General features: G+C 35.5%; 23 protein-coding genes and 1 pseudogene. 7 read left to right on the forward strand and 17 right to left on the reverse strand.

Annotated features, from left to right (window positions below; all coding sequences use genetic code 11):
• Window positions 1–298: 298 nt before the first annotated feature.
• From BUR19_RS14060 to BUR19_RS14075, 4 genes are all read left to right on the forward strand, one after another.
• Window positions 299–1,519: an aminotransferase class V-fold PLP-dependent enzyme gene (locus tag BUR19_RS14060; protein ID WP_074236081.1), complete on the forward strand. Its 1,221-nt coding sequence runs from the start codon at window positions 299–301 to the stop codon at window positions 1,517–1,519.
• Between the two features lie 289 nt (window positions 1,520–1,808).
• Entirely contained in the window at window positions 1,809–4,211 is a 2,403-nt protein-coding gene (lon, locus tag BUR19_RS14065; protein WP_074236082.1) for an endopeptidase La, read from the forward strand.
• 110 nt (window positions 4,212–4,321) lie between these two features.
• Window positions 4,322–6,064 (forward strand): agmatine deiminase family protein, encoded by a 1,743-nt coding sequence (locus tag BUR19_RS14070; RefSeq protein WP_074236083.1) that lies wholly within the window; start codon window positions 4,322–4,324, stop codon window positions 6,062–6,064.
• 23 nt (window positions 6,065–6,087) lie between these two features.
• On the forward strand, window positions 6,088–6,465 hold the full coding sequence (locus tag BUR19_RS14075; RefSeq protein WP_074236084.1) for a MauE/DoxX family redox-associated membrane protein: 378 nt from the start codon (window positions 6,088–6,090) through the stop codon (window positions 6,463–6,465).
• A gap of 39 nt (window positions 6,466–6,504) precedes the next feature.
• Here BUR19_RS14075 and BUR19_RS14080 read toward each other — a convergent pair whose 3' ends face one another.
• The 6 genes from BUR19_RS14080 to rsfS form a co-directional block, all read right to left on the reverse strand.
• Window positions 6,505–7,299, reverse strand: coding sequence for an alpha/beta hydrolase (locus tag BUR19_RS14080; RefSeq protein WP_074236501.1), 795 nt, complete (start codon window positions 7,297–7,299; stop codon window positions 6,505–6,507).
• A gap of 159 nt (window positions 7,300–7,458) precedes the next feature.
• Complete coding sequence (locus BUR19_RS14085; RefSeq protein ID WP_074236085.1) at window positions 7,459–8,112, reverse strand: phosphatidylserine decarboxylase family protein; 654 nt, start codon at window positions 8,110–8,112, stop codon at window positions 7,459–7,461.
• Between the two features lie 10 nt (window positions 8,113–8,122).
• Entirely contained in the window at window positions 8,123–8,998 is an 876-nt protein-coding gene (locus BUR19_RS14090; protein WP_074236086.1) for a phosphatidate cytidylyltransferase, read from the reverse strand.
• Between the two features lie 9 nt (window positions 8,999–9,007).
• Window positions 9,008–9,586 (reverse strand): LUD domain-containing protein, encoded by a 579-nt coding sequence (locus BUR19_RS14095; RefSeq protein ID WP_074236087.1) that lies wholly within the window; start codon window positions 9,584–9,586, stop codon window positions 9,008–9,010.
• A 133-nt stretch (window positions 9,587–9,719) separates the two neighbouring features.
• Window positions 9,720–11,681 carry an ATP-dependent zinc metalloprotease FtsH gene (ftsH, locus tag BUR19_RS14100; protein WP_074236088.1) on the reverse strand — a complete coding sequence of 654 codons (1,962 nt, stop codon included), beginning with the start codon at window positions 11,679–11,681 and terminating at the stop codon, window positions 9,720–9,722.
• Between the two features lie 40 nt (window positions 11,682–11,721).
• Window positions 11,722–12,084 (reverse strand): ribosome silencing factor, encoded by a 363-nt coding sequence (gene rsfS / locus BUR19_RS14105; RefSeq protein ID WP_074236089.1) that lies wholly within the window; start codon window positions 12,082–12,084, stop codon window positions 11,722–11,724.
• Between the two features lie 88 nt (window positions 12,085–12,172).
• On the opposite strand from rsfS, the gene BUR19_RS14110 reads away from it, so the two are divergent.
• Window positions 12,173–12,883 (forward strand): biotin--[acetyl-CoA-carboxylase] ligase, encoded by a 711-nt coding sequence (locus BUR19_RS14110; RefSeq protein ID WP_074236090.1) that lies wholly within the window; start codon window positions 12,173–12,175, stop codon window positions 12,881–12,883.
• A 104-nt stretch (window positions 12,884–12,987) separates the two neighbouring features.
• On the opposite strand, the gene BUR19_RS14115 is transcribed toward BUR19_RS14110, so the two are convergent.
• From BUR19_RS14115 to BUR19_RS14130, 4 genes are all read right to left on the reverse strand, one after another.
• A complete protein-coding gene (locus tag BUR19_RS14115) occupies window positions 12,988–14,082 on the reverse strand; it encodes an LptF/LptG family permease (RefSeq protein WP_074236091.1) in 1,095 nt (364 codons plus the stop codon).
• Between the two features lie 71 nt (window positions 14,083–14,153).
• Window positions 14,154–15,284 (reverse strand): tRNA guanosine(34) transglycosylase Tgt, encoded by a 1,131-nt coding sequence (gene tgt, locus BUR19_RS14120; RefSeq protein ID WP_074236092.1) that lies wholly within the window; start codon window positions 15,282–15,284, stop codon window positions 14,154–14,156.
• Window positions 15,285–15,347: 63 nt separating this feature from the next.
• The gene (locus BUR19_RS14125) at window positions 15,348–15,728 is read right to left on the reverse strand and encodes a DUF4296 domain-containing protein (protein ID WP_175565915.1); all 381 of its coding nucleotides are present in this window, start codon (window positions 15,726–15,728) and stop codon (window positions 15,348–15,350) included.
• Between the two features lie 5 nt (window positions 15,729–15,733).
• Window positions 15,734–16,450, reverse strand: a complete 717-nt coding sequence (locus BUR19_RS14130) for a polyprenol monophosphomannose synthase (RefSeq protein ID WP_074236094.1) — start codon at window positions 16,448–16,450, stop codon at window positions 15,734–15,736.
• 269 nt (window positions 16,451–16,719) lie between these two features.
• On the opposite strand from BUR19_RS14130, the pseudogene BUR19_RS19310 reads away from it, so the two are divergent.
• Window positions 16,720–17,391, forward strand: a pseudogene (locus BUR19_RS19310) (IS1 family transposase).
• On the opposite strand, the gene BUR19_RS14140 reads toward BUR19_RS19310, so the two are convergent.
• From BUR19_RS14140 to BUR19_RS14160, 5 genes are all read right to left on the reverse strand, one after another.
• Window positions 17,388–17,939 carry a serine O-acetyltransferase gene (locus tag BUR19_RS14140; protein ID WP_074236095.1) on the reverse strand — a complete coding sequence of 184 codons (552 nt, stop codon included), beginning with the start codon at window positions 17,937–17,939 and terminating at the stop codon, window positions 17,388–17,390. The pseudogene BUR19_RS19310 and the gene BUR19_RS14140 overlap by 4 nt on opposite strands.
• 9 nt (window positions 17,940–17,948) lie before the next feature.
• Window positions 17,949–19,106, reverse strand: a complete 1,158-nt coding sequence (locus BUR19_RS14145) for a glycosyltransferase (RefSeq protein ID WP_074236096.1) — start codon at window positions 19,104–19,106, stop codon at window positions 17,949–17,951.
• Between the two features lie 3 nt (window positions 19,107–19,109).
• Entirely contained in the window at window positions 19,110–20,063 is a 954-nt protein-coding gene (locus BUR19_RS14150) for a 3-oxoacyl-ACP synthase III family protein (RefSeq protein ID WP_074236097.1), read from the reverse strand.
• Window positions 20,064–20,160: 97 nt separating this feature from the next.
• Window positions 20,161–20,721, reverse strand: coding sequence for an acyltransferase (locus tag BUR19_RS14155; RefSeq protein ID WP_074236098.1), 561 nt, complete (start codon window positions 20,719–20,721; stop codon window positions 20,161–20,163).
• Window positions 20,722–20,724: 3 nt separating this feature from the next.
• Window positions 20,725–21,882, reverse strand: a complete 1,158-nt coding sequence (locus BUR19_RS14160; RefSeq protein ID WP_074236099.1) for a glycosyltransferase — start codon at window positions 21,880–21,882, stop codon at window positions 20,725–20,727.
• An 89-nt stretch (window positions 21,883–21,971) separates the two neighbouring features.
• On the opposite strand from BUR19_RS14160, the gene BUR19_RS14165 reads away from it, so the two are divergent.
• A complete protein-coding gene (locus BUR19_RS14165) occupies window positions 21,972–22,748 on the forward strand; it encodes a class I SAM-dependent methyltransferase (protein WP_074236100.1) in 777 nt (258 codons plus the stop codon).
• A gap of 40 nt (window positions 22,749–22,788) precedes the next feature.
• Here the strand turns inward: BUR19_RS14165 and BUR19_RS14170 are convergent, their stop codons facing one another.
• Both BUR19_RS14170 and BUR19_RS14175 read right to left on the reverse strand, forming a co-directional pair.
• Window positions 22,789–23,805 carry a glycosyltransferase family 2 protein gene (locus BUR19_RS14170; RefSeq protein ID WP_074236101.1) on the reverse strand — a complete coding sequence of 339 codons (1,017 nt, stop codon included), beginning with the start codon at window positions 23,803–23,805 and terminating at the stop codon, window positions 22,789–22,791.
• Window positions 23,805–24,614: a glycosyltransferase family 2 protein gene (locus tag BUR19_RS14175; RefSeq protein ID WP_074236102.1), complete on the reverse strand. Its 810-nt coding sequence runs from the start codon at window positions 24,612–24,614 to the stop codon at window positions 23,805–23,807. The genes BUR19_RS14170 and BUR19_RS14175 overlap by 1 nt, the downstream gene beginning before the upstream one ends.
• Between the last annotated feature and the right edge of the window lie 28 nt (window positions 24,615–24,642).

Consider the following 24,642-nt stretch of genomic DNA (forward strand, 5'->3'; position numbering starts at 1 on the left):
TTGTTCCTAAAAACAAGAATCACACTCATTTTATAAATATTTAACATCGAAATTTTTAATAAATTTTGCCGTAACTTTGACACATTCTAAATAATTAAAACAACAAGATTAATTATTTGGGCAGCTTTATCCGCCTTCCGCTCCCAATCTTTTTTGCAGACGGTTTCCAGTTCAATAGAACTTGAGTACAAGCAAAAAAGGATTTCCGCTCAAGTCGGGCTGCAAACATTCAACGTTTAATTATTGATTTTAAATTTTGCAATTAGTCTAAAATCTAGCTTCTAACATCTAAAACAAAATGTTCGACATCAATCATATCAGAGCACAATTTCCAATTCTGAATCAACAAGTTAACGGTAAACCACTAGTTTACCTGGACAACGCCGCAACTTCTCAAAAACCGATTTCAGTCTTAGAAACTTGGAAAAAATATTACGAAACCATCAACGCCAATGTTCACCGTGGCATCCACACCTTGAGTCAATTGGCGACAGAAGAAATGGAACTTTCCAGACAGAAAATCCAAAAGTTCATCAACGCCAAACACGACTACGAAGTGATTTTCACCAAAGGCACAACAGAAGGAATCAATTTGGTGGCTTATGCATTGACGAATCAAATAAAAAAAGATGATGAGATTATCATTTCCTATCTGGAGCATCATTCCAACATTGTTCCTTGGCAGATGCTTTGCGAAAGAACTGGTGCAAAACTGAAAGTCATTCCAATGGATGAAAACGGAATCCTTCAAATCGATGTTTTGGATTCTTTTCTTAATGAAAAGACTAAAATTGTATCTCTCAATCAGGTTTCTAACGCCTTGGGAATCGTTAATCCAATCGAACAAATCATCGAAAAAACAAGACGACTTTCCAATGCTTACGTTTTGATAGACGGCGCACAATCTGCTCCACATTTTAAAATTGATGTTCAGAAATTGGATTGTGATTTCTTCGTTTTCTCGGGACACAAAATGTACGCACCAATGGGAACTGGAATTCTTTATGGTAAAGAATCTGTTTTGGAAAATCTTCATCCATTCCACGGTGGTGGCGAAATGATTGCAGTTTGCAGTTTCGAGAAAACAACTTATGCCGGCTTGCCTTTCAAATTCGAAGCTGGAACACCTAACGTTGGTGGAAATATCGCTTTGGGTTCAGCTGTTGATTTCATCAATCAAATTGGTCACGACAGTCTTCAAATTCACGAAAACGAACTTCTGACTTACGCTCAGAAAAAACTTCTGGAACTTGACGGAATCAAAATTTATGGAGAAAAAGCCAACAGAACTGGTGTTGTTTCTTTCAATCTGGAAGGCGCAGGAATTGCTTCTGACACAGGAATGATTCTCGACAAAATGGGAATTGCTGTGAGAACCGGACATCATTGTACACAACCAATTATGGATTTCTTCAATATTGCCGGAACTGTTCGTGCAAGTTTTGCAGTTTACAATACTTTGGAAGAAATTGATATCTTGGTCGAAGGTGTGAAAAAAGCACAGAGAATGTTGGTGTAATTTATATAAAAGTATATTTCTCGCAGATTAGGCTAATTTTGCAGATGAACTTTATTGAAAATCTGTTTAATCTACTGAATCAGCGAGAATAAATAATACTTACAACCCTTTCAGAGTTTCAAACTCTGAAAGGGTTTATTATTAAACTGACAAATTGTATTATTTTTTCTGATGGCATAGCTCTTGCGAAATTATAATCCAACATAGAACCAGATTGATTTTCTAAGAAATATAGAGAATCAATCTTTATATCAATTAAGATTAATGACAATATGTCATCAACTATATTATGACAGAATTTGAAAATATCAATTTTGAAGAGATTCTTGACGAAGGTCTTGGAATAATTGCTGAAGAAATTAATTTTTCTGACTTCGATACTAAGGAAAGTGATGAATCTCAAAATCTTTTCCCGATTCTTCCCGTAAGAAATATGGTAATGTTCCCCAAAGTGGTAATTCCAATTACAGCAGGAAGAGAAAAATCCAAAAAATTGCTGGAGGAAGCTCAAAAGGAAAATAAATTCATTGGAATCATCAGTCAGAAAAATCCGAATGAGGAAAATCCAACTGAGAAAGACCTTTACACTATCGGAACTTTGGCAAAGATTATCAAAATCATCAAACTTCCGGAAGGCAATATTACAGCTATTACGAGAGGTGTTCAGAGATTCAAAGTCAAAAAAATGGTTTCTCAGGAGCCTTATTTTCTTGCTGAAATCACAAAACAAAAAGACTCTCAACCAAAAGATAAAGAAGAATTTTCTGCATTGATGGACAACATCAAGGATTTGGCAGAAAAAATCATCAACATCGACCCAAACATTCCGAATGCGGCGCAGTTTGCTCTTAAAAATATTGACGGACAGGAAGATTTATTGAATTTCGTTTCAGCCAACGGTAATTTTTCTTCGGATAAGAAACAAAGATTGCTAGACGAAAAAACCTTGATTGGACGTGCAAAAACATTGTACGAATTGATGCACGACGATTTCCGTCATTTGGAACTGAAGAATCAGATTCATCAGAAAACAAGCAAAGACCTTGATAAGCAACAACGTGAATATTTCTTGAATCAGCAAATCAAAACGATTCAAGACGAATTAGGTGGCGGTGCAGAATCTGACGCAGACGAATTCAAGAAAAAAGCTGAAAAAATAACTTGGAACGCCGAAGTTGAAAATCATTTCCAAAAGGAACTTCAAAGACTTCAACGCCAGCATCCTAATTCTCCGGACTATAATGTTCAGAGAAATTATCTGGATTTTTTCACAGACTTGCCTTGGGAAAAATATTCCAAAGATCATTTTGATTTGAAAAAAGCAGAAAAGCTTTTGGATAAAGAACATTTTGGACTAGAAGATATCAAGAAAAGAATTTTGGAACACATCGCGGTTCTGAAATTAAAAAACGATATGAAGTCGCCAATTCTTTGTTTGGTTGGTCCTCCGGGAGTTGGTAAAACCTCACTTGGGAAGTCGATTGCGGATTCTTTGGGAAGAAAATATGTTCGAGTTTCTCTTGGCGGATTACACGACGAAAGCGAAATCCGTGGACACAGAAAAACTTACATCGGAGCAATGGCGGGAAGAATTCTTCAATCCATTAAGAAATCCGGAACATCGAATCCTGTGATTGTTTTGGATGAGATTGATAAAATCGGACAAGGTATTCACGGTGACCCAAGTTCAGCGTTGCTAGAAGTTCTTGACCCTGAGCAAAATAGTAATTTCTATGATAACTTCTTGGAAATGGGTTACGACCTTTCCAAAGTGATGTTTATTGCGACAGCCAACTCACTTTCGTCTGTTCAACGTCCGCTTTTGGATAGAATGGAAATCATTAGCATTGCAGGTTATACTTTGGAAGAGAAAATCGAAATTGCTAAAAGACACTTAATCAAAAAACAACTTCAGGAAAATGGTTTGGATGCTAAATCCTTAAAACTAGGAAATACTGAATTGAAACATATTATCGATGCTCATACTTCGGAAAGTGGAGTAAGAACATTGGAGAAAAGAATTGCTGGCGTTGCCCGTTGGGTCGCTTTGCAGTTGGCAATGGAAAATGAATTTGACCCGAAAATCTCCGTTGAAAAGGTGGACGAAATCCTTGGAGTTCCAAGACCAAAAACTTTAGCTGAAATCACAGATGTTCCGGGTGTTGTAACTGGATTGGCTTGGACAAGTGTCGGTGGTGATATTTTGTTCATCGAAAGTATTCTTTCCAAAGGAAAAGGCGGACTGACAATGACCGGAAATCTTGGAAACGTGATGAAAGAATCTGCAACGATTGCATTGGAATTCATCAAAGCTCATTATGAAGAATTAGGAATTTCTGAAGAAGATATTGAGAAGAAAAACATCCACGTTCACGTTCCGGAAGGCGCAACACCAAAAGATGGACCTTCTGCCGGAATTGCAATGTTAACATCAATGGTTTCAAGCTACAAAAACAAAAAAGTGAAATCTCATCTGGCAATGACCGGCGAAATTACACTCCGTGGAAAAGTGTTGCCTGTTGGCGGAATCAAAGAAAAATTGTTGGCTGCAACTAGAGCAGGAATTAAGGAAGTAATTCTTTGTGAGGCTAATAGAAAAGATGTTGAGGAAATCAAAAAAGATTATCTTAAAAATCTAAAAGTTAACTATGTCAGTAATATGAGCGAAGTGATTGAAATCGCTTTGAAATAAACTTTAGACTTAATTTTATAAATATTATCCGTTCAGAAATTCTGAGCGGATTTTTTTATTTTCAAATTCAATCCAAAATTTTTATAAATTCGTCAATTATATCGTTTCATATGAAAAAAATTTATTCCGGATTTTTATTTTCTTTGCTTTTTCTGAATTCCTTTAATGCTCAGGAAGTTCTTCCAAAAGGTTTGACACAAGAAGAAAAGCTTCTTCTTCCAAATTATAAGTTTACAGAAACCAAAAGAACACCTGCTCCGACTTCTCCTGTAAGAACATCGGCTCAATGGGAAGAAGTTGAATATCTGGTTATTAGATGGACCACTCAATACCAAAATATTCAAAGGCAGATTGTACAGGCTGCTGTTAAAGAATGTAAAGTTCTGATTGCCACAACTTCCGAAAATACAGTTCGCACTTATTTGACAAACAATGGCGTTGACTTAACGAATGTCCGATTTCTGAATGCCAATACAAACAGTATCTGGATTAGAGATTACGCTGCGAACACGGTTTATTCTAATGATGTTGGAGAACGTGCTTTGGTAGACTGGATTTATAATCGTCCGCGTCCTTTGGATAATACTTTGCCGACAAGTCACGCAGCGTATGTCGGCGTTCCTCTTTATGTGACCGATACTTCACCCAACGATTTGGTAAACACAGGAGGAAATTTTATGTCAGACGGAATGGGAAATGCATTTGCATCGAAATTAATTTTGGATGAAAATAAAACCGGAAATTCTTACGGCGTAAGTGCAAAAACCGAAGAACAGGTCGATAAAATTCTCAAAGATTATATGGGAATCAGTTCTTATCGTAAAATGACTGTTTTGCCTTACGACGAGATTCATCATATTGATATGCATATGAAATTGTTGGATGAGGAAACGATTCTTGTGAGCCAATATCCGGAAGGCATTGCAGATGGACCTCAAATCAAACAAAACATCGATTATATTAAAAATACCTTCAAAACACCTTTTGGAAATGATTATGACATCAAATGGATTCCGGCTCCGGCAAGTACAACCGGCGCTTATCCGAATACCGGCGGAGCATACAGAACTTATACGAATGCCGTAATCATTAACAAAACTATTTTGGTTCCAACTTATCGTCCAGAAGTGGATGAACCGGCTCTCAATATTTATAAACAACTGATGCCGGGTTACACGGTTGTGGGGATAGATGTTGACAACTCTGGCGAGGATTTGATAAGTTTAAGTGGTGCGATTCATTGTATTACGCACACGATTGGCGTGGCTGACCCGCTTTGGATAGCACATTCTAAAATTAAAAATGTCAATAGTTTAAGTGTTCCTGTGGAAGCTCAAATCAAGCATAATTCCGGAATTGCTCAAGCCAAAGTTTTTTGGAGAGAATCCGGTGATATCGGTTTTCAGGAAACGAGTATGAATAATTCTGTTGAAAGCAAATGGACTGCTAATCTTTCCCTTCCTTCAACCTCGAAGAAAATCGAATATTATATCTGGGCTCAGGCCAATTCCGGAAAATCTATAACGAGACCTATTGTTGCTCCGGAAGGTTATTGGACATTTGATGTGGCTCAACTTTCTGTAGAAGATTTGAACAGTAAAAACATCGAAGGACCTTTTCCAAATCCTGCCAATAATAAAGTTTCATTTAATTTTAAAAATATCTGCGGAGACATCAATGTTTCTATTCATAATGTTCTTGGACAAAAACTTTCTGAACAAAAAATAAATAGTAGTAATGGAACTATTTCATTAGACTTAAATCCAAAATGGAGTGGCGTACTTTTGATAACTTTGGAAGGAAAATTTGGAAAAGTGACAAAGAAATTAATCAAGAAATCTGATTTGAATTAAGACTAACTTTAAAACTATATTATATGAAAATTGTAAAATTCGTTCTTTGCTTACTTTTCGGATTTATGTTTATCAATGCCGGATTAGACAAGTTTCTGCATTATATGCCAATGCCGGAAATGAAACCGGAGCAAATAAAATTGTTTGCTGCTTTTGGAGAAATCGTTTGGTTGATGCCATTAATTGGTTTAGTCGAATTGATTGGAGGAATATTGTTCATCATTCCAAAAACCAGAGCTTTGGGCGCAATAGTTATCTTACCCGTACTGGTAGGAATTGTACTTCACAACTTCACTTTATTTCCAACAAATGAAGGTAGAATTATCGCAGTTATTCTTTTATTAATCAATATTTGGGTACTGATTGATAACCGAGAAAAATACAAAGCCTTATTAAGCTAAAAAATAAAAGGGAAGATTGATTTAATCTTCCCTTTTCTATTATAATTGCTCAATTGCTTTTACAACTCTATCTTTGTCAACAACCATCGCTTGGATATGTTCTCCAGAAAATTCTAAAAACTGTTTAGGTTCTGGTGCATTATTATAAATGACTTGCCCGTGTTCAAAAGGAACTGTCGAGTCGCCTTTGCTGTAAAGAAATAATTTTGGAAGTCCTTTCAAAGCTTTAACATCTTCTTTCGCCGAGTAAGGAGAAATCACATATTTCTCAATAACTTCTTTCATTTCCGGTTTAAATTTGATGGCAATATCTGTGAAAGAGGACATTCCGCCGTCCAAAATCAGTCCTGAGATTTTAGCCTGATTATCTTTAGCCAGGTGTGTCGAAATCTGAGAGCCCAAAGAAGCTCCATAAATATAGATTTTTGTATTCTTGATATCTTGTCGGGTCAATAGATAATTGAACATTTTTTGACCATCTTCTGCCACATTCTGGTGTGTTGGTTTTCCTGTTGATTTTCCGTAACCTCTAACATCTACCATTACAACCTGAAATCCATCTTCAACCAAGGGTTTAGTAATATATTGATAAGTGGAGATATTTCCTGCCGCTCCATGGAAAAATAAAATGGTTTTTGAGATTGATTTTGATTCTGGCTTCAAAACAACTGCTGTAATGGTATCATTTTCTACAGGCAGACTTACATTTTCGATATTTTTGAATTCCAAAGGTTTCATTTCTTTTTTTGGCTGATAGAATTTGTCATCCATTTGAGCTCTAGAAAAAAATGATAATAAAATTAAGAATAGAGAAAAGAATACTGATGTTTTCATTGTTTTAAATTTATTTGATGGTTCAAAAGTAGAATGCCTGAACATCAAAAAGAAAATTATCCGACCGAACCTGCGAAAACTCCGACCGAACTGTAGAATTCTCGGATAAAAAAAGAGACTTAATTAATTAAGTCTCTTTTAATTTATATTGATGAAATATTAATCTTTCATTCTTGCGATAACGTCCAAACCACCTTTGGTCTTATCTCCGATTTTACAAAGGATTTCTGTATCCAAAGGAAGGAAAACATCCATTCTGGAACCAAACTTAATGAATCCGAATTCGTGTCCTGCTTTCGCCGTATCCTGAACATTACAATAGAAAACAATTCTTCTCGCCACATAACCCGCAATCTGGCGGAAAACCACTTGATGATTGGTCAAACTTTTTACAGCGACTGTAGTTCTTTCGTTCTCTGTAGAAGATTTTTCGTGCCACGCAACCAGATATTTTCCTGGGTGGTACTTTTTGTAATTCACTTCTCCACTAACAGGGTAACGGCAGATATGAACATTCAGCGGTGACATAAAAATAGAAATCTGAATACAGTTAGCTTTCAAAACCTCATCTTCGAAAACTTCTTTTATCATTACCACTTTTCCGTCAACAGGGGCGATTACATTTTCTGTGTGGTCCAAAATAGCTCTTGTAGGAACTCGGAAAAACCAGAAAATCAATCCTAACATCACCAATAATGGAATTAGAATAACCAAAGACCATAATTGTAAATAATAAATAGATATGGTTCCGATAAATGCAATGAACAAAATTGCAACAATCAAGGTTCCTTTCGATTCTTTATGAAGTTTCATATAATTAATTTTAAACCAATTTTTCTAAAATAAAATATAAGTAAATAACCGGCGCACAAATGATAAAACTGTCCAATCTATCAAGAATACCACCGTGACCCGGAATAATATTTCCACTGTCTTTAACCGCAAAACTACGCTTTAACTGACTTTCTACCAAATCTCCCAACGGAGCGAATACAGAAACAAGGAATCCAACAATCATCCAATTCCCTCTCAGTTCAGGGAAATATTGTTCTACAAAGAAGCCTAAAACTAATGTCAGAATTACACCCCCGGCAAAACCTTCCCAAGTTTTTTTAGGCGAAATTCTTGGTGCCATTTTATGTTTTCCGAAGAATTTTCCTGTGAGATAAGCAAAAGTATCACTGCTCCAAATCAAAACAAAAAGCATAAAAACTTCTAAAGTAAAAGGCTTACTTGGATCCAGTGTACTAAATTTTGGCAACCCTAAAGCAAAACCAAAAGGCAAAGCCAAATAAACGACTGTGAAAATCAGTTTACCATTCTCGAAGTAAAGTTCTCTGGAATATTTGAAAAGAGTAATCGCTGCAATTGGAATTAACGCCAAAGACAACATCTCGCTGAAGTTATAATCAAAGAAAAAACCGTGATAGAAAAAGCGTTTCGTGAATTTGTAATAGATAAATGCAGCAATAGGGAAAACCAGCCATTTGTAAATGCTGTTATCAAATTTCATAATCTTGATACATTCATAAAGTCCTACAACTAGGAAAAATGTTATCAAACCATAAAAAAGATATTGCTGCTTGACTTCTGGCAAAAAGCTGCTGAACAGATATTCTCCCAAAGGTGTGGTACAAATCGCTATTACCAGAACATATACAAGTCCTGAAATAGAACGCTGAATGAAATTTTTATCCAAAACTGAAATTTAATCTTCCAGCAAAAGTAAGAAAAGTTTGGTATTATCCTTATTAGGAGTATCCAATTTGGACTGGCTTCCGCTGATAGAAGTCAAATTCTTAAGGTTTCCTGCACGTTTTACCTTCATCATCGCTTCGTTCAAATTGCTCGCAATCTGAGAAACATTGGCCATAATGATGATTTTGCTTGGTAGGCGTGAGGAGTGATAATGAAGAATATTATTATGAGAAAGCATTATTCTGCCATCAAAAGCAATCAGATATTCGCAAGTGATAAAAGCGGCGTCGTTATCTTCTGTGAGTTCAGGAGAGTTTGTTGTTTTGATAACATCCAGAAAATTTTTCAAGTCCTGATCCCAGCAAAACACGTTATTAATTTGCTCGATTTTTACAATCTGATTAAGCGTCTGCAAAGCTTCTGACTCATCAGCACAATAATTGAAAAAGCCACCAGAATGCGTAAAAAGCTGCGCAAATTTATAATCCAAATCTGCATCACGAAGCTGATCCGCCAGTTTTGTTACATCTGGTTCGACCTCTTCGGGCTGGTTCATTATCTTATTTACGATTTTCTTAAACAGACTCAATTTCTGTGCTTTTTTTATTAATTATTACAAATGTAAAGAATTATTATAATACTCTAAAAACCAAAACTTTATTTTAATAAAAAAATCCTAAATTATTTAGGACTTTTTTATTGTATTTTCAATAGATTTAGAATTAACTCTCTGTATTCAAGACATTTCCAGCGTCTGCAGGATTATCTAAACTGGATACAGGTTTTTCAGTTAATTCCGGATCCCAGGCACGTTTTCCAAAGATTTCTTCTAAGTCTTCTCGGAAAATTACCTCTTTTTCCAAAAGTTTACTTGCCAAAGCATCTAACTTATCTCTATTTTCAGTTAGAATTGTAACCGCTCTTTGATATTGAGTTTCTATTAACTTCGAAATTTCTTCGTCAATCAATTTTGCGGTTTGCTCAGAGTAAGGTTTTCCAAAACTATATTCAGACTGACCTGAACTGTCGTAGTAAGAAATGTTACCAACCTTATCGTTCAGTCCATAAATTGTAACCATAGCCTGTGCTTGTTTCGTAACTCTTTCAAGGTCAGACAAAGCACCTGTAGATATATTTCCGAAAACAGCTTGTTCAGCTGCTCTACCTCCAAGCGTTGCACAGATCTCATCCAACATTTGCTGAGTTGTTGTCAATTGTCTTTCTTCCGGAAGATACCAAGCTGCTCCAAGAGAGCGTCCTCTAGGAACAATTGTCACTTTAAGAAGTGGCGCTGCGTGCTCTACCAGCCAAGAGATCGTTGCGTGACCAGCTTCGTGGAAAGCTACTCTTCTCTTTTCTGAAGGTTTGATAGCCTTATTTTTCTTTTCTAATCCACCTATGATTCTGTCAACAGCATCCAGGAAATCTTGTTTGTTAACTGCTTCGTGAGAGTTTCTTGCTGCGATAAGTGCAGCCTCATTACAAACATTTGCGATATCAGCTCCACTGAAACCTGGTGTTTGCTTTGCCAAGAATTCTCTATCGATAGAATCGTCTAACTTGATTTTTTTCAAATGCACATCGAAGATTTGTTTTCTCTCGTGCAATTCCGGAAGGTCTACATAGATAGAACGGTCAAAACGTCCAGCTCTCATCAATGCTTTATCCAAAATATCAGCTCTGTTAGTTGCTGCCATTACGATGACATTCACATCTGTACCGAAACCATCCATTTCTGTAAGAAGTTGATTCAATGTATTTTCACGTTCGTCATTGCCACCTTGGAAACCACCTTTTCCTCTTGCTCTACCAATCGCATCAATCTCATCGATGAAGATAATTGCCGGTGATTTTGCACGAGCCTGAGCAAAAAGGTCTCTAACTCTGGAAGCTCCAACCCCAACAAACATCTCTACGAAATCTGAACCTGAAAGTGAGAAGAACGGAACTTTAGCTTCCCCTGCAACAGCTTTCGCCAATAAGGTTTTACCAGTTCCCGGAGGACCTACCAAAAGAACACCTTTCGGAATTTTACCTCCCAATTTTGTATATTTTTCAGAATTCTTCAAGAAGTCTACAACTTCCTGAACTTCTTCTTTAGCACCTTCCAATCCTGCAACATCTTTGAAAGTAACTTGCAGTTTGTCTTTCTCATCAAATAATTTAGCTTTGGATTTTCCGATACTGAAGATTTGTCCGCCAGGACCTCCAGCACCACCGCCCATTTTTCTGAAAATAAAGAAATAAATCAATGCGAAAAATCCTCCCCAAATCAAAACCGTGAAGAATATCTCAGACATTCCGCTTTGGCTTTTTCCAAATTCCATTGTAGCTTGTTTCGGAAGTTTGGAATTGATTGTATCAAATTTTTCCTGAAAATATCTCAAATCACCGTAAGTCAATACAAAATCCGGATTAGGCTTGATATTGATTACAGAAAGCGGATCGCTTTTTTTCTCTCCTTTTTCTAATTCTGCCTTTGCTGCTTTGGTAAGATAAACATCGGCTTTGGAATTGTCCTTGAAGACCATTATCTCGTTTACCTTGCCTTGTTGCACAAGACTGTAAAAATCTTTTTCATCTATATTTTTCACCATAGAATCTCCCAAAAGTCCTGGAAGAAATATCAGTAAAATAAGTCCCAACAAAACCGGTATAAACCAATTGAATCCTTTGTTATTCATTCTTATTTTTTAAAATTGTTGATGCAAAACGCATCTGTTTTTAGCTTTCTATTTTCGTGATTTTGGCATCTCCCCAAAGTTCTTCGATATCGTAATACTCGCGGATTTCTTTTTGGAAAATGTGAACCACTACAGAAACGTAATCTACCAAAACCCACATAGAGTTCTCAGTCCCTTCTACGTGCCAAGGTCTGTCGTTGAGTTCGTTTCTAACTTTTTTTTCTACGTTACCAGCGATTGCAGAAACTTGCGTGTTTGAGTTTCCACTGCAGATGATAAATGTACCTGCTGCTGCATTTTCTATGTTTGATAAGTCGAAGATTTGAATGTCTTCTCCTTTTGTATCTTGAATCGCTTCTACGATTTTGTCTACCAATAATTGTTTTTCTGTACTTTTACTCATTCAAAAAATTGTCTAATTTGCAAATTTATTGATTTTTATCTATTTATCTCCCGTTTTCCATCGCAATAATCTCTTAAAGTTTTCATAAATGAGCCGCATTATACATCTTGAAGAATGTTTTTCTACCAATGACGAAATTTTGTCTCTTTTAAGTGATGACGAATCAACTGCCGTTTTTACTTTTAATCAAACCAAAGGTCGTGGACAATATGGAAATGAATGGCGAGTAATTCCGAATCAGAATCTGGCTTACAGTATTGCTGTAAAATCTTCTAAAATCAATATCTCTGGTACATCCCTCAATTATTATACCGCTATTATTGTTCGGGATTTCCTTGCCAATCTGACCAATGCCAAGGCTAAAATAAAATGGCCAAATGATGTTATCCTCAACGGAAAAAAAGTTTGCGGTATTCTTATCGAAAAAAAGAAAATTAATTATCAGGAATTTTACATTTTGGGCATTGGAATCAATATTTTACAAGATGATTTTTCCCATATTCCTAAAGCCGGTTCGGTTTTGACTACCACAGGACTCAATTTTGACATGACAGAATTTGCAATTCAATTTCATCAAAGTGTGATTTCAAGATTAGAAAACTTTCCTTCTGAAGAGGAAATTTTGGATGATTACAACCAGAACCTGTTCAGAAAAGAAGAGATTTCGGTTTTTGAGATAAATGATGTGCGCCAAAATGGCATAATACAAAATGCTGACAAAAATGGTTTTCTTTGGATTGATTTAGAAAATGAAGGCTTGCAGAAATTCTTTCATAAAGAAATTGCGTTGCTTTATTGATTTATTTGAACGCAAATCTCGCAAAGATTTTATTCCATATTACATTTATAAGTTTGCAAAGGCACTTACGCTCAGCAAAAGTGTAAAATTTGAAAATCTTGAAGTTACTGATTTGCTCTTTTAATGTAAAGATAAGCTGCAATCGGTGCAAAAACGATGTTGGGAAGCCACATTGCCAATAAAGGCGTGAGTGTTTTGTTTTCGGAAACGACATTCAGAACCTGAAAAGAGAACACAAATAAAAATGCCAAGGCAATTCCTAACGCCAAGTTCAAACCTAATCCACCACGTTTTTTTTCAGATGACAAAGACAATCCTAAAAATGTTAAAATAATAATAGAAACCGGCATTGACGTTCTTTGATAAAGCTCATTGTAAAAGGAAGTTACGTTATTATTCCCTTTCATTCTTTCACGCTTTATCATCTCCAATAATTCTGGCGTTGTTTTGTTTTGAGCTACCAGTTTGTCAGGAAATAATTCGGACGGTGGTAATTTGAAATCCTGAATCTTAGTTGGTCCGCTTCCAAGAATCTCGGTATTATCTTTTTTGACCGTTCGCTCTGTATAATTGCTGATGGCAAAATTCTTTTTGTTTGCGTCCCATTGGATGTCCGTCGCGGTAATCTGATAAATCAATTTCTTATTTTTATCAAATTTCTGATACATGTAACCAGTTCCCCGGTTTTCCTTTTTGTTGTAGCTGTTGACAAAAATATATTCGCTGGGATTGATGTTGGAGGCAATGCTCATGTTTCCCAGAAGTTTTTCTTTATTAATAGCGTTGTAGGTGTAAGGCTCCAAAACATTTTTCTTGATATTGGACCAAGGTAAAATGAAGTGATTAACTGCTAAAGTGATAAACGCAATCAGCAAAGAAGTCACAAGATAAGGCCTTGCAAATCTATGGAAACTAGCTCCACTACTTACAATAGCAACAATCTCTGTGTTATTCGCCATTCTGGAAGTGAAGAAAATTACGGTAATGAAAACGAGAATCGACATAAATGTCAGAATCAAATTCATAATCCAAAACGGATAGAAATTCAATAAAAAATAACCAACCGTAAATCCGTTGCTCTCAATCCTTGGGGTTTTTGCCTGAACGTCCACCACCATAATAATCACAGATAACAACACCAACATAAAAATGAGGGTTCCCAAATATTTTTTGATGACGTAAAGGTCTATGATTTTCATCTAGTTATAATTGATAAATGATGATTGATAATTGATTAAATCTTGATTCTTTTTACTTTTTTCTTGTCTTTTTACAGCCTTTGCTTCAACTGCGGAATAACCTGGTCTTTCCACTGATAAAAATCGCCTGCAACAATATGTTCTCTAGCCACTTTTACCAAATCCAGATAAAATGCCAAATTGTGAATCGAAGCAATTTGTTTTGCCAAATATTCTTTCGCTACAAAAAGGTGACGTACATAAGCTTTGCTGTATTCTTGGTCCACATAGCTTGTTCCAAACTCATCCAACGGTGAAAAATCTGCTTTCCACTTTTCGTTTTTCATATTCATCACTCCTTGCCAAGTGAAGAGCATTGCATTTCTCGCATTTCTCGTCGGCATTACACAATCCATCATATCAACACCAAAACCAATACTTTCCAGAATATTCCAAGGAGTTCCAACACCCATCAAATATCTTGGTTTATCTTTTGGTAGAATGTCTGTTACTTCGTTTGTGATTCTGTACATTTCGTCTTCAGGTTCACCTACGGAAAGTCCACCAATAGCGTTACCTTCTGCTCCAGCTTCTGAAATTACCTCAGCCGAAATTTTCCTTAAATCTGAATAACAAGACCCTTGAACAATCGGGAACAATCTTTGTTTATGACCGTACAACTCTTTATTTTCTTCAGTCCAATCGATACATCTTTTCAACCAACGATGCGTGAGTTCCATTGAGGTTTTCACAGCATTATAATCACTCGGATAAGCAATACACTCATCAAAAGCCATAAAAATATCAGCTCCAATCTGTCTTTGGATTTGCATAGAAACCTCTGGCGACATAAAATGCATACTGCCGTCGATATGTGATTTGAATTTCACACCTTCTTCAGTGATTTTTCTGCTTTTTGCCAAAGAAAAAACCTGATAACCGCCAGAATCCGTCAAGATTGGTCTGTCCCAATTCATAAACTGGTGAAGTCCGCCCGCTTGCTCCATAATATCCATCTTGGGACGAAGCATCAAATGGTAAGTATTTCCTAAAATAATCTGGGCTTTTATATCTTCTTTCAGTTCTCTCTGATGAACGGCTTTCACCGATGCAACAGTTCCAACCGGCATAAAAATCGGGGTTTGGATTTGTCCGTGGTCTGTCGTAATGACTCCAGCTCTCGCTTTGGACTCTGAAGTTTTTTCGATTTCAAAAAATTTCATTCGTATATCTTAATTTTCGCTTCGGTTATTATTTTACCGAATAGAACTTGATTTCCACAACGATTATCTCGCTTGTGCAGGAACAGTTCCGTTTGCGTTAGTTTCTTTTAATTTTTTATTGATGTAAGCTTCTGCTTTTGGGTCTTTTGACTTGATGATGTCCTGAGCTTTATTCATAATATCTTTCAAATCTTCCGGCTTCGTCATATAATATTTATAACTGTCCGAAAATAATTGACCTTTGATATTATATTTCTTAAGAATAAATCTCGTCGCATTTTCCGTATTGATATTTCCTCCGATGTTATAACTCTGGTCATTGATGGCAAAATCTGCAATAATCTCAGACATTTTCTCTTCGGGCAAAATATGTTCAGGTTTCTGTATTGCTTCTTCGCAAGACAACACGCAGAAAATCATTGATATATAAAATAAATATTTCATAATCACTACAATTTTCCGATGAGGTTTTTCCATTTGAGATTCAGAACACCAAAAACGGCTTCCTGGATGATGCCGCCATTCATTTTGCTTTCACCTTCTGTTCTGTCTGTAAAAATAATTGGAACTTCTACAATTTTCAGGTTTTTCTTGAAAACTCTATATTTCATCTCAACTTGGAAACCGTAACCTTTCAATTTGATTTTGTCTAAACCGATTGCTATCAATGTTTCTTTTCTGAAACAAACAAATCCCGCAGTCGTATCGTGAATAGGAAGCCCAAGAACAAAACGTACATATTTCGAAGCAAAGTAAGACAGCAAAACTCTTCCCATCGGCCAGTTCACCACATTCACACCCTGCGAATATCTGGACCCAACGGACATGTCTGCATTTTTGCAGGCTTCATAAAGTTTGATTAAATCCTTCGGATTGTGAGAAAAATCGGCATCCATCTCGAAAATGAAATCATAATCATTATGAATTGCCCACTGAAATCCGTGAATATAAGCTTTGCCCAATCCATCCTTGATTTTCCTAACAGTCAAGTGAAGCTGAACCGGATATTTTTCCCGCAAACTTTTTACAATTTCCGCAGTTCCATCCGGAGAAGAGTCATCTACAACCAAAATGTGAAAATCCTGTTGCAAATCAAAAACCGCCGAAATGATTTTTTCGATGTTTTCTTTTTCGTTGTAAGTTGGAATTATGACAAGTTTCTTCATCCTAGAAATAATTCGCAAAGATAATCTTTAATCGCTAATGATTTTTTGATGGATTGTAAATTAACTTTTTTTAATAGAAAAAGCTGTGGCTTATCAAAGATTGATTTTTAAGTGGGGCTTCGGGAGCTGGTAATGTTTCAAAGTTAGTTATAAGTGTGATTTTTTATATTAACTCATTAAAAATCAAATAAAATAATAATTAATAGATTTAAAAACGAGAGTAGGAATTACCTACCCTCGTTTATTTTTGGAGAAAAAATAGAATGCAAATGATTGGGAATCATTATAGATATGTCAAAGTTAGTGATACAGGAATTTGTCCTTTTTGTTATTCAGGCAAGATCATTAGAAATGGGACTACAAAAACCAGAAAACAACAGTATATCTGTAAAGGTTGTCATAAAAGGTTTTTGGACTATTATACTTACAAAGTTTATCACTCTAATATCAATCCATTAATTATCCGTTCTATTGCAAGAGTATTACAAATATCAGCTACGACATTGCTCAGAAGAATTAAAAATATAGCATAAAATATTGTACCTCCTGTACTATCATTCGGAAAGACTTATGAACTGGATGAGATGCGATTTTTTATCAGAAAGAAAAGCAACCCGATGTGGCTGGTTTATGCTATTGATAAGGTGACGAGAGAAACCGCAGCATTCTGTATTGGAGAAAGAAATAATCAAACCCTGAACGCTTTAGTGAAAACTTTATTGAATGCCAAAGCAAAAATGATATTCACCGACCAGCTGAAGAACTATCAATATTTAATTCCAAAAGTGGTTCACCATTCCAAAAGATATGGAACGAATAGGATTGAAAGACTGAACCTCACTCTGAGAATACATTTGAAATGGTTGAACAGGAAGAAGATCTGTCTTAGCAGAAGTCATATCATTCTATCTGCTGTTTTGAAAATCTACTTCTGGCACTAAACTTTATTATTAATATAATTCTCCGTTGCATTGGCTTTTGAAGAAATAACAGCGGGATTACCAACCACTACAGAATTATCAGGGACATCTGTTGTGACGTAAGCATTAGGAGCAATCAAAACATTATTACCGATAACGACATTTCCTACAATAACAGCGTTTGGACCAATCCAGACTTCGTTACCAATCACAGGAACGCCTTCATTTTTTCCACGATTAGCCTGAGCGATGGTTACACCTTGAGCAATGTTGCAGTTTTTTCCGATTTTAGCCTTTGGGTTAATGACCAATTGTCCCCAATGTCCAAGATAAAGTCCTTCGCCAATCTGAGTCTGTGGGTAGATCTGAAATCCGTATTTGATTTGGTAATGCCGCAGGATCAGCTTGTAAAGTGAGCCAATGATTGATTTTTTGTAATGCTTTTGTGTTTTTCTGAAAATATAAATATAATGCAGATTGGGGCTGAAACACTTTTTCAGAATCTGAAAAGATGACAGATATTTTCCACTTTCCCTGTAAAAATCTTTTTGAATAACAGAATAACCCATTGGATAAAATTACAAATTATCAATGATTTCCATTATCGAATGGACAGAATTTTCCAAATTGAAAGGCATCTCATAATTCTGCAAGTTGTCCTGATAGGTTTGGAAAGTTTCAGGATTGTTTAAAGCCTGTTTCATTCCGCTATAGATTCCCTCTTCAGAATTTTCTGTAATTAAGCCTAATTTCCCGCCTTCTAACATTTCTTGTACGCCGGAAACATCGGTTGCAATAATGTTCTTTTTTAAAGTGATTGCTTCAAACAAAACAGTTGGAAAGCCTTCGTAACGGGAACTCAGAATATAAAAATCTGCTGCTTTGAAATAAGGATAAGGATTGTCTGTAAAACCCAGCATTATTGCTGATTCATCAACTGCTAATTCTGTTTTCAGCTTCTTTACATTTTCAAAATCGTAGCCGTCGCCTACAATCAATACTTTATGCTGGAAACCTTCATCCAAAAGTCTTTTATGAACTCTTAGTAATCTGTCGAATCCTTTCTGAGGGAAAACCGTGCCTACGGAAATGAATAATGGATTGTTATTGGTTGATAATTGATGGTTGATGGTTGATGGAAGTTCGGACTGAGATTTGGTGAGAATTTCATCGGTGTCCAAAGGATTATAAATTCTAATAATCTTTGATTTTTCTTCTTCGGTTTTTGCTAACGATAAAAAAGTGTTCTGAATCTTTTCAGAAATTACCATCACCTTGTCATAATTGAAAAAGCGTCTGATTTTTTCCGGCGTGTAGCCACTCACTTGAGTCAGGTCATTGTGGATCCACATCAGTTTTTTGGAGGACTTCAACGGACTGTTCAGCACTTCGTCCATAAAACCGTGGATTGCGGCAAACTCGATGTCGTATTGTTTGTTCTTGAGTTTTCTTTTGTAAAGAATCTTTGGATATTTCTTCAGCAGCTGCTGATAAACAACACGGTATATTTTTTTAGGAATATCTTTTGGGCGGTTGGTCGTGATCATCTCGCCACGGTTGAGGAACATTACATTCACCCAATCAGGAACATCTGTCAGATATTTTCCCGAATAGAGATTCAGTAACAGATCGACTTCGTATTTGTCTTTAGGAAGGTTTTTTAAGAAAGTCACCAGAACTTTTTCTGCGCCACCGTGACGAAGAGAACCAATTCTGATAAGGATTTTCTTTTTCAAATTTTAGAATTCTAAAACTCCCGCTCCCCAAGAATAGCCAACGCCAAAACCTGCTACCATGACTTTGAATCCTTCTTTTATTCTGCCTTGTTCAAAAGCCAGTTTCAAAGCGATAGGAATGCTTGCCGAGACTGTGTTGCCAATATTTTTCATATCAACAAAAAATTTTTCTTCAGGAATATTACAAAGGTTTCTGAGATAATTCAGCATGTAAGAACTCGCCTGGTGGAAAACAAATAAATCAATCTCATCCAATTTGAGTTTATTCTTTTTAAGCGTATCCTGAATCAAATTCGGGATGTTTTCTACAGCAAAAGTGAAAATCTTTGGTCCTTTCATAAAAAGGGTAGGCTGCTCTTCTGTTTTGTTTCGGGAAGCTCCTTTTTCTACAATCAGATTGTTGAAACCACTGCCGTCTGTCCCTACAGAAAATTGATAATGCTCTTTAGAATCATCCTTTTCAACAATAGTTACGGCTGCTCCGTCTCCAAAAATAGTTCTGTTGGATTTATCACTTTTATCCAAAAATTTGCTATAAGTTTCGGAGGTCACCAATAATATATTTTTTGCAACGCCAGAAGCGATAAGCCCTTGAGCAAGGGTTAGTCCATATACAAAACCAGAGCATCCAAGATTGAAATCCAATGCGCCAATGTTCTTGGCAAGACCTAATTTGTCTTGTAAAATACAGGCTGTCGTGGGTAAAAAATAATCGGGACTCTGCGTGCAGAATAAAATAAAATCTACTTTGCTTTTGTCGTATTTTTTGAAAAGTTTCTCACAAGCCTGAACTGCCAAATCCAAAGCCGTCTCAGACTCATCAGCAATATGTCTGGACTCTACACCAATCTTTGCCTTGATTTTTTCGGCGCTCCATTCCGGAAACTCTTTCGAAATATCCTCGTTGGTTAATATATTTTTGGGCAAATAATACTCTATTGCTGCAATATTAATCATTATACTCTTTCCTAAATTTTTGCAAAGATAAGCATCTTAAAAATAAATATTAGGATATGAATAGTTTTTGAATGATTAAAATTAATAAATCATTCTCTTATTTTACTGGTTTGTAATGGTGAGGCAAGTTTTCGTGGATGTATTTATCAAGCTGCGGTCTGTTTTTTTCCAGTTCGCGGGGATATATAACGTTATTCTGCAGTGCTTTGTCTCCATATTCTTCTATAGTACATATATATTTTGCAGGAGTTCCTGCAAACACTGTGTTGTCTGGCATAGAGGAGTTAAGAACCGATCCTGCTCCCAGAATACAATTGTTACCCATCTGAGCTCCCGGAAGGAAGATGCAGTTATTGCCAACAAAGCAATTATTGCCGATTTTTATTCTTCCAAAATTTCTTGCATCAGCATATTTTTCCATACTGCGTATGACATACATTGCACCGTCGTGATTGATGAATGTACAACCTGCGGTAATCTTTGTGTGATCTCCAATTTCTATCAAATAAGGTTCTGAACCGAAAGCAGGAGCTTCTATGAAAATGACATTTTTTCCCACTTTCATGCCGCGTGATTTACAAATCTCTATATAAGCATTTTTATAGATGTCTTCCCAAACAGTATGGATTTTTAGAATGATTCTGTAAATGAAATTCATTAGTTATTTTCCAGCTAAATTAATCAAGATATTTTCTACGGCATCAAAAATCTTCTGATTGTCAAATTGCTTTTCAGAATTTTTTAAATTGTCCTTTAAGCTGTTAATCAGGTTTTTATTGGTCATAAATTCTTTCATTGCATTGTAAATCTCCTCCGAATCATAATTGATAAGGAGTCCGTTCTCCTTATGGATTATCATTTCCGGAATGCCACCAACAGCAGTCGAAATAATAGGTTTCTGGAGAATGAGAGTGTCTGCAATAATCAAAGGCCAGCCTTCTGATTCGGACGGCATAATGAAAAAGTCTGCATTTTTTACATAAGGATAAGGATTGAGCAAAGATCCCATTAGAATAAAAGATTGGTCTACACCTAATTCTTTTGCAAGATTTTCAAGGTTTTCTTTTTCTTCGCCGTCACCAATAATAATAATTTTGTGAGAGAATCCGTCTCTAATCAATTGAGAGTGGACTTCAATCAGTTTTTTATACCCTTTTCTGGAATGCAATCTTCCAACAGAAACAAAAACAGGATCAGAAGTCTTAAAGTCCGGAACAAATTCTGTCGCTTTTTGCTTAATCTCTTGGATTGGAATTGCATTAAGAATGACTTTATTTTCAGGCAAATCAAGGTTAGGATAAGTTGCTTCTAAAATATCTTTGGTCTGTTGTGATCCAAAAATGAAATAATCAAACTTTGGGATCTGACTCAAGATTTTTGGAACAAGAGGTTGTAATTTTGGAAAAGTGATGTCTGAATGGAACCATCCTATCTTTTTCGATCTGTGATTTGAACTCCCCAGAACAGGAGCAAAATCTGAATAAGTTGATGCGATTTCTACATCAAATTTTTCATTCAGATAAATTTTGTCAACCCAAGTCGGAAATTTTTCAAAGAATTTAATCTTTAAACTTCTTAATGAAAGTTGAATCTTATGGATCGAAGGGTTAGTCGAAAAGTCTTCTCTCCCTTTATTCATTTTAATATAACGAATATGAGAAGGAACTTTGTCACGCAGTTCGCCCTGATAAAGGCTAACGATATAGGTAATGTCAAACTTGTTTTTATCAAGATTTTCCAGAAGGCTCAGAATAACTTTTTCTACGCCTCCTATTTCCATTGAGCGGTGTCGGAAAAGGATTTTGATTTTTCGATGCATTTGTATTTTTCAAAAAAAATTCTCAAAAAACAAATATAAGCATTGTTTGTGCAATTCTTTTGTATTTTTGCAACTCAAAACATATTTGTATGAGTAAAATCTCCGAAATTGCATCTACTTTCTTTGCGTATCTGAAACGCCCGGATCTTTATCCTGAACTTAGAAGAAAAATCTGGAAAAATATATTCAATAGATCTTCTGCTTTACGAGGTAAGGAAGATGCAGAAAAGTGGTGTGCATCCTTGGCCATCTCGGAAAAAGATTTTATAGAAAATGTTTTGAAGACATCTTTTATCCCGTTTGAGAAGCTATTTCCTCAGGAGTTTGCAGATGCGCTTCAGGTTCAGGCAAAAGCACCTGTGAAATTAGGAGGAGCAGGATCTTTAAGTGTTATCTATTATATTAATGAATTTACCAATGCTCAGAAAACTGTTGAAACAGGTGTAGCTTATGGCTGGTCATCTTTTGCAGCTTTGGCCTCATTGGTTCACAGAAACGGAACACTTTACAGTTCGGACATGCCGTATTTACTGCAAAATCAAAGTGAAGATTTCGTAGGTTGCGTCATTCCGCAGAAGTATAGAAATAATTGGGATCTTTATCGTTATGCGGATAAAGAATCCTTACCTAAAATTTTCGGTAAAGCCAATTCTTTTGATGTGGTTCATTACGATAGTGATAAATCTTATAATGGCAGAATTTGGGCTTACAATCTATTATTCAGTAAGGTAAGAAAAGGTGGGATTTTTATGAGCGATGATATTGGAGATAATGCTGCTTTTAAAGATTTTTGTGAGTCGAAGAATCTGCAGCCTTACATTGTAGAATTTGATGGTAAATATGCGGGTCTTATTATAAAAGACTAGATCTAAAATAAAAAACTCCGAAAATTACTTCAGAGTTTTTTTATTCTGTCTGGCAGCCCATATTTTCATACTGTTTCCGGAATTGGTCTGCCCATTTTTGGAATTCTGGAAATTTGATTTTATCAGCAACAAATTTCTTAAAGTAATTCAAAGAGAAGTCTTTAGGGAAATTTTCCATAGCATCAAATTCACCTCTCAGCCAAGCTTCATTGATTAAATGATTGAATAGGTTGACATCAAAATCGAAACCATATTCGTGATAGGAATTAGTAGCGGATGATTGGAAAGTGGTTTTCATCGATTCTGTTTTCAGCCTTGAAATAAAATTTGGGTTTTGTTGATGTTTTTTATAAAAAACAGATGCATTCGCTAATTGTTTTTTTTCGTCAACTTTTCCATCCATATTTTTCCATATTTCTAACCAATAGTCTTTTTTGTAAAACCCCATCAATATGGAGTTAAGTGACCAATATTTTAACGGTGTCAGATTATCTACGATTTTTAATTTGTAAAGAATTGTGAAAAATTTGTACTGATTATGAAAAAAAGCTTCCATTAACTTTTTGTTTAACAGCAAAAGATCCTTCGGTTTTGCAGATTCAATCTCATTTGAAATGGATTTTAAAATCAGATCTTTTCTTTCATTTTCATTACCAAGCCAACCTAACTTAAGCAGATGGATATCAAATTCTCGGGCTTGTTGTTGTAACGCCTCTAGATTTACAGGTTTTGTGAACCACACGTCATCCTCTGTTACAATGACGTAGTCTGAAGCATTTTTAACATTCTCGTACCAGAATTTGGTGGGAATTTTTATACCATTAATAGGCTTGCCGGAAAGTAAATTCTCTCCAATAGCATTAACTTTTTTATCATAATTGTCCGATAAAAGAATCTCGACATCAGGATGCCTTTTGCGAATCTGATCTAAAAATTTTGCAGGTGTTCCATCATCCAAAATTTTAATTTTGAAATCTCCGGACACATATTTTTCGATGGAAGAGATACATCTGTCCAAATAAAATGGACGGTTGAAAGACTTAATAATTATATCCATTACTGCAGCTTTCTTTGGATTTTTTTAAAAAAAGTGTTTTGATTCTTAAAAATGAACTCTGGCAGGTCATTTATATCCTGAATATTTTTACCATATAATCTTCCAATATTTCTTCTTTTTGCTGTGTCTAGAATTACTTGTTGCCAGTTTTCATTCAGTTTACCTTTTTTGGATTTTTCCTGTGAAACACCTTTTTCGTGCAATCTATAATAATATAAAGCCTCATTAATGAAAGTGAAATTGCCAATCTCATATAATTTTAAGTACAAATCCTGATCAACGGCTGAAGTGAGTTCCGGATTGATTCCTGATGTTTTGTTATAAGCAGATTTTTTAAAAGTAAAAAAGTGATTAGCTTCTAAGAAAATATTGAAAAATTTCTGATCACCATTTTTAATGGCTCTTGATTGTGGGAAAAGTTTTAAATGATTAAGATTACTATCGCACAACAAAAGCCTAGAATAGGTTACTACATTTTTTTCTGTATGATTTTTCATACTTCTTTCTATTGCATTTTCAGATATTGCATCATCGGGATCAACAAAACCACAAATCTCTCCTTTTGCTAAATCTATACAACGTTTTTTTGTAAATCCCACACCTTGGTTTTTGTCATTTCTATATAGACGAAACCTTGAATCATCTCTCGTGAGTTCTTTTATTTTTTCAAAAGAGTCATTGGTAGAACAATCATCTACCAAAACGACTTCAAAATCTTTGCAAGTCTGGAGCGTAAGACTTTTGTAACAATCTTTGAAATATTCAAAATTATTGTAGTGCGCAATTAAAACAGAGAAAGTTTTCATCATTTAATAATATGCTCAAAATTAACAAAAT

Origin of the sequence: Epilithonimonas zeae, assembly GCF_900141765.1 — a bacterium.
GTDB classification, from domain to species: Bacteria; Bacteroidota; Bacteroidia; order Flavobacteriales; family Weeksellaceae; genus Epilithonimonas; species Epilithonimonas zeae.

Coding starts and splice junctions, on each gene's coding strand:
- BUR19_RS14155 (WP_074236098.1), bottom strand. CDS start 20,721: ATGAATTTCATTTACAGAATCATTCTAAAAATCCATACTGTTTGGGAA.
- BUR19_RS14070 (WP_074236083.1), top strand. CDS start 4,322: ATGAAAAAAATTTATTCCGGATTTTTATTTTCTTTGCTTTTTCTGAAT.
- ftsH (WP_074236088.1), bottom strand. CDS start 11,681: ATGAATAACAAAGGATTCAATTGGTTTATACCGGTTTTGTTGGGACTT.
- BUR19_RS14080 (WP_074236501.1), bottom strand. CDS start 7,299: ATGAAAACATCAGTATTCTTTTCTCTATTCTTAATTTTATTATCATTT.
- rsfS (WP_074236089.1), bottom strand. CDS start 12,084: ATGAGTAAAAGTACAGAAAAACAATTATTGGTAGACAAAATCGTAGAA.
- BUR19_RS14175 (WP_074236102.1), bottom strand. CDS start 24,614: ATGATGAAAACTTTCTCTGTTTTAATTGCGCACTACAATAATTTTGAA.
- BUR19_RS14115 (WP_074236091.1), bottom strand. CDS start 14,082: ATGAAAATCATAGACCTTTACGTCATCAAAAAATATTTGGGAACCCTC.
- BUR19_RS14125 (WP_175565915.1), bottom strand. CDS start 15,728: ATGAAATATTTATTTTATATATCAATGATTTTCTGCGTGTTGTCTTGC.
- tgt (WP_074236092.1), bottom strand. CDS start 15,284: ATGAAATTTTTTGAAATCGAAAAAACTTCAGAGTCCAAAGCGAGAGCT.
- BUR19_RS14150 (WP_074236097.1), bottom strand. CDS start 20,063: ATGATTAATATTGCAGCAATAGAGTATTATTTGCCCAAAAATATATTA.
- BUR19_RS14075 (WP_074236084.1), top strand. CDS start 6,088: ATGAAAATTGTAAAATTCGTTCTTTGCTTACTTTTCGGATTTATGTTT.
- BUR19_RS14160 (WP_074236099.1), bottom strand. CDS start 21,882: ATGCATCGAAAAATCAAAATCCTTTTCCGACACCGCTCAATGGAAATA.
- BUR19_RS14085 (WP_074236085.1), bottom strand. CDS start 8,112: ATGAAACTTCATAAAGAATCGAAAGGAACCTTGATTGTTGCAATTTTG.
- BUR19_RS14110 (WP_074236090.1), top strand. CDS start 12,173: ATGAGCCGCATTATACATCTTGAAGAATGTTTTTCTACCAATGACGAA.
- BUR19_RS14165 (WP_074236100.1), top strand. CDS start 21,972: ATGAGTAAAATCTCCGAAATTGCATCTACTTTCTTTGCGTATCTGAAA.
- BUR19_RS14130 (WP_074236094.1), bottom strand. CDS start 16,450: ATGAAGAAACTTGTCATAATTCCAACTTACAACGAAAAAGAAAACATC.
- lon (WP_074236082.1), top strand. CDS start 1,809: ATGACAGAATTTGAAAATATCAATTTTGAAGAGATTCTTGACGAAGGT.
- BUR19_RS14060 (WP_074236081.1), top strand. CDS start 299: ATGTTCGACATCAATCATATCAGAGCACAATTTCCAATTCTGAATCAA.
- BUR19_RS14140 (WP_074236095.1), bottom strand. CDS start 17,939: ATGGGTTATTCTGTTATTCAAAAAGATTTTTACAGGGAAAGTGGAAAA.
- BUR19_RS14170 (WP_074236101.1), bottom strand. CDS start 23,805: ATGGATATAATTATTAAGTCTTTCAACCGTCCATTTTATTTGGACAGA.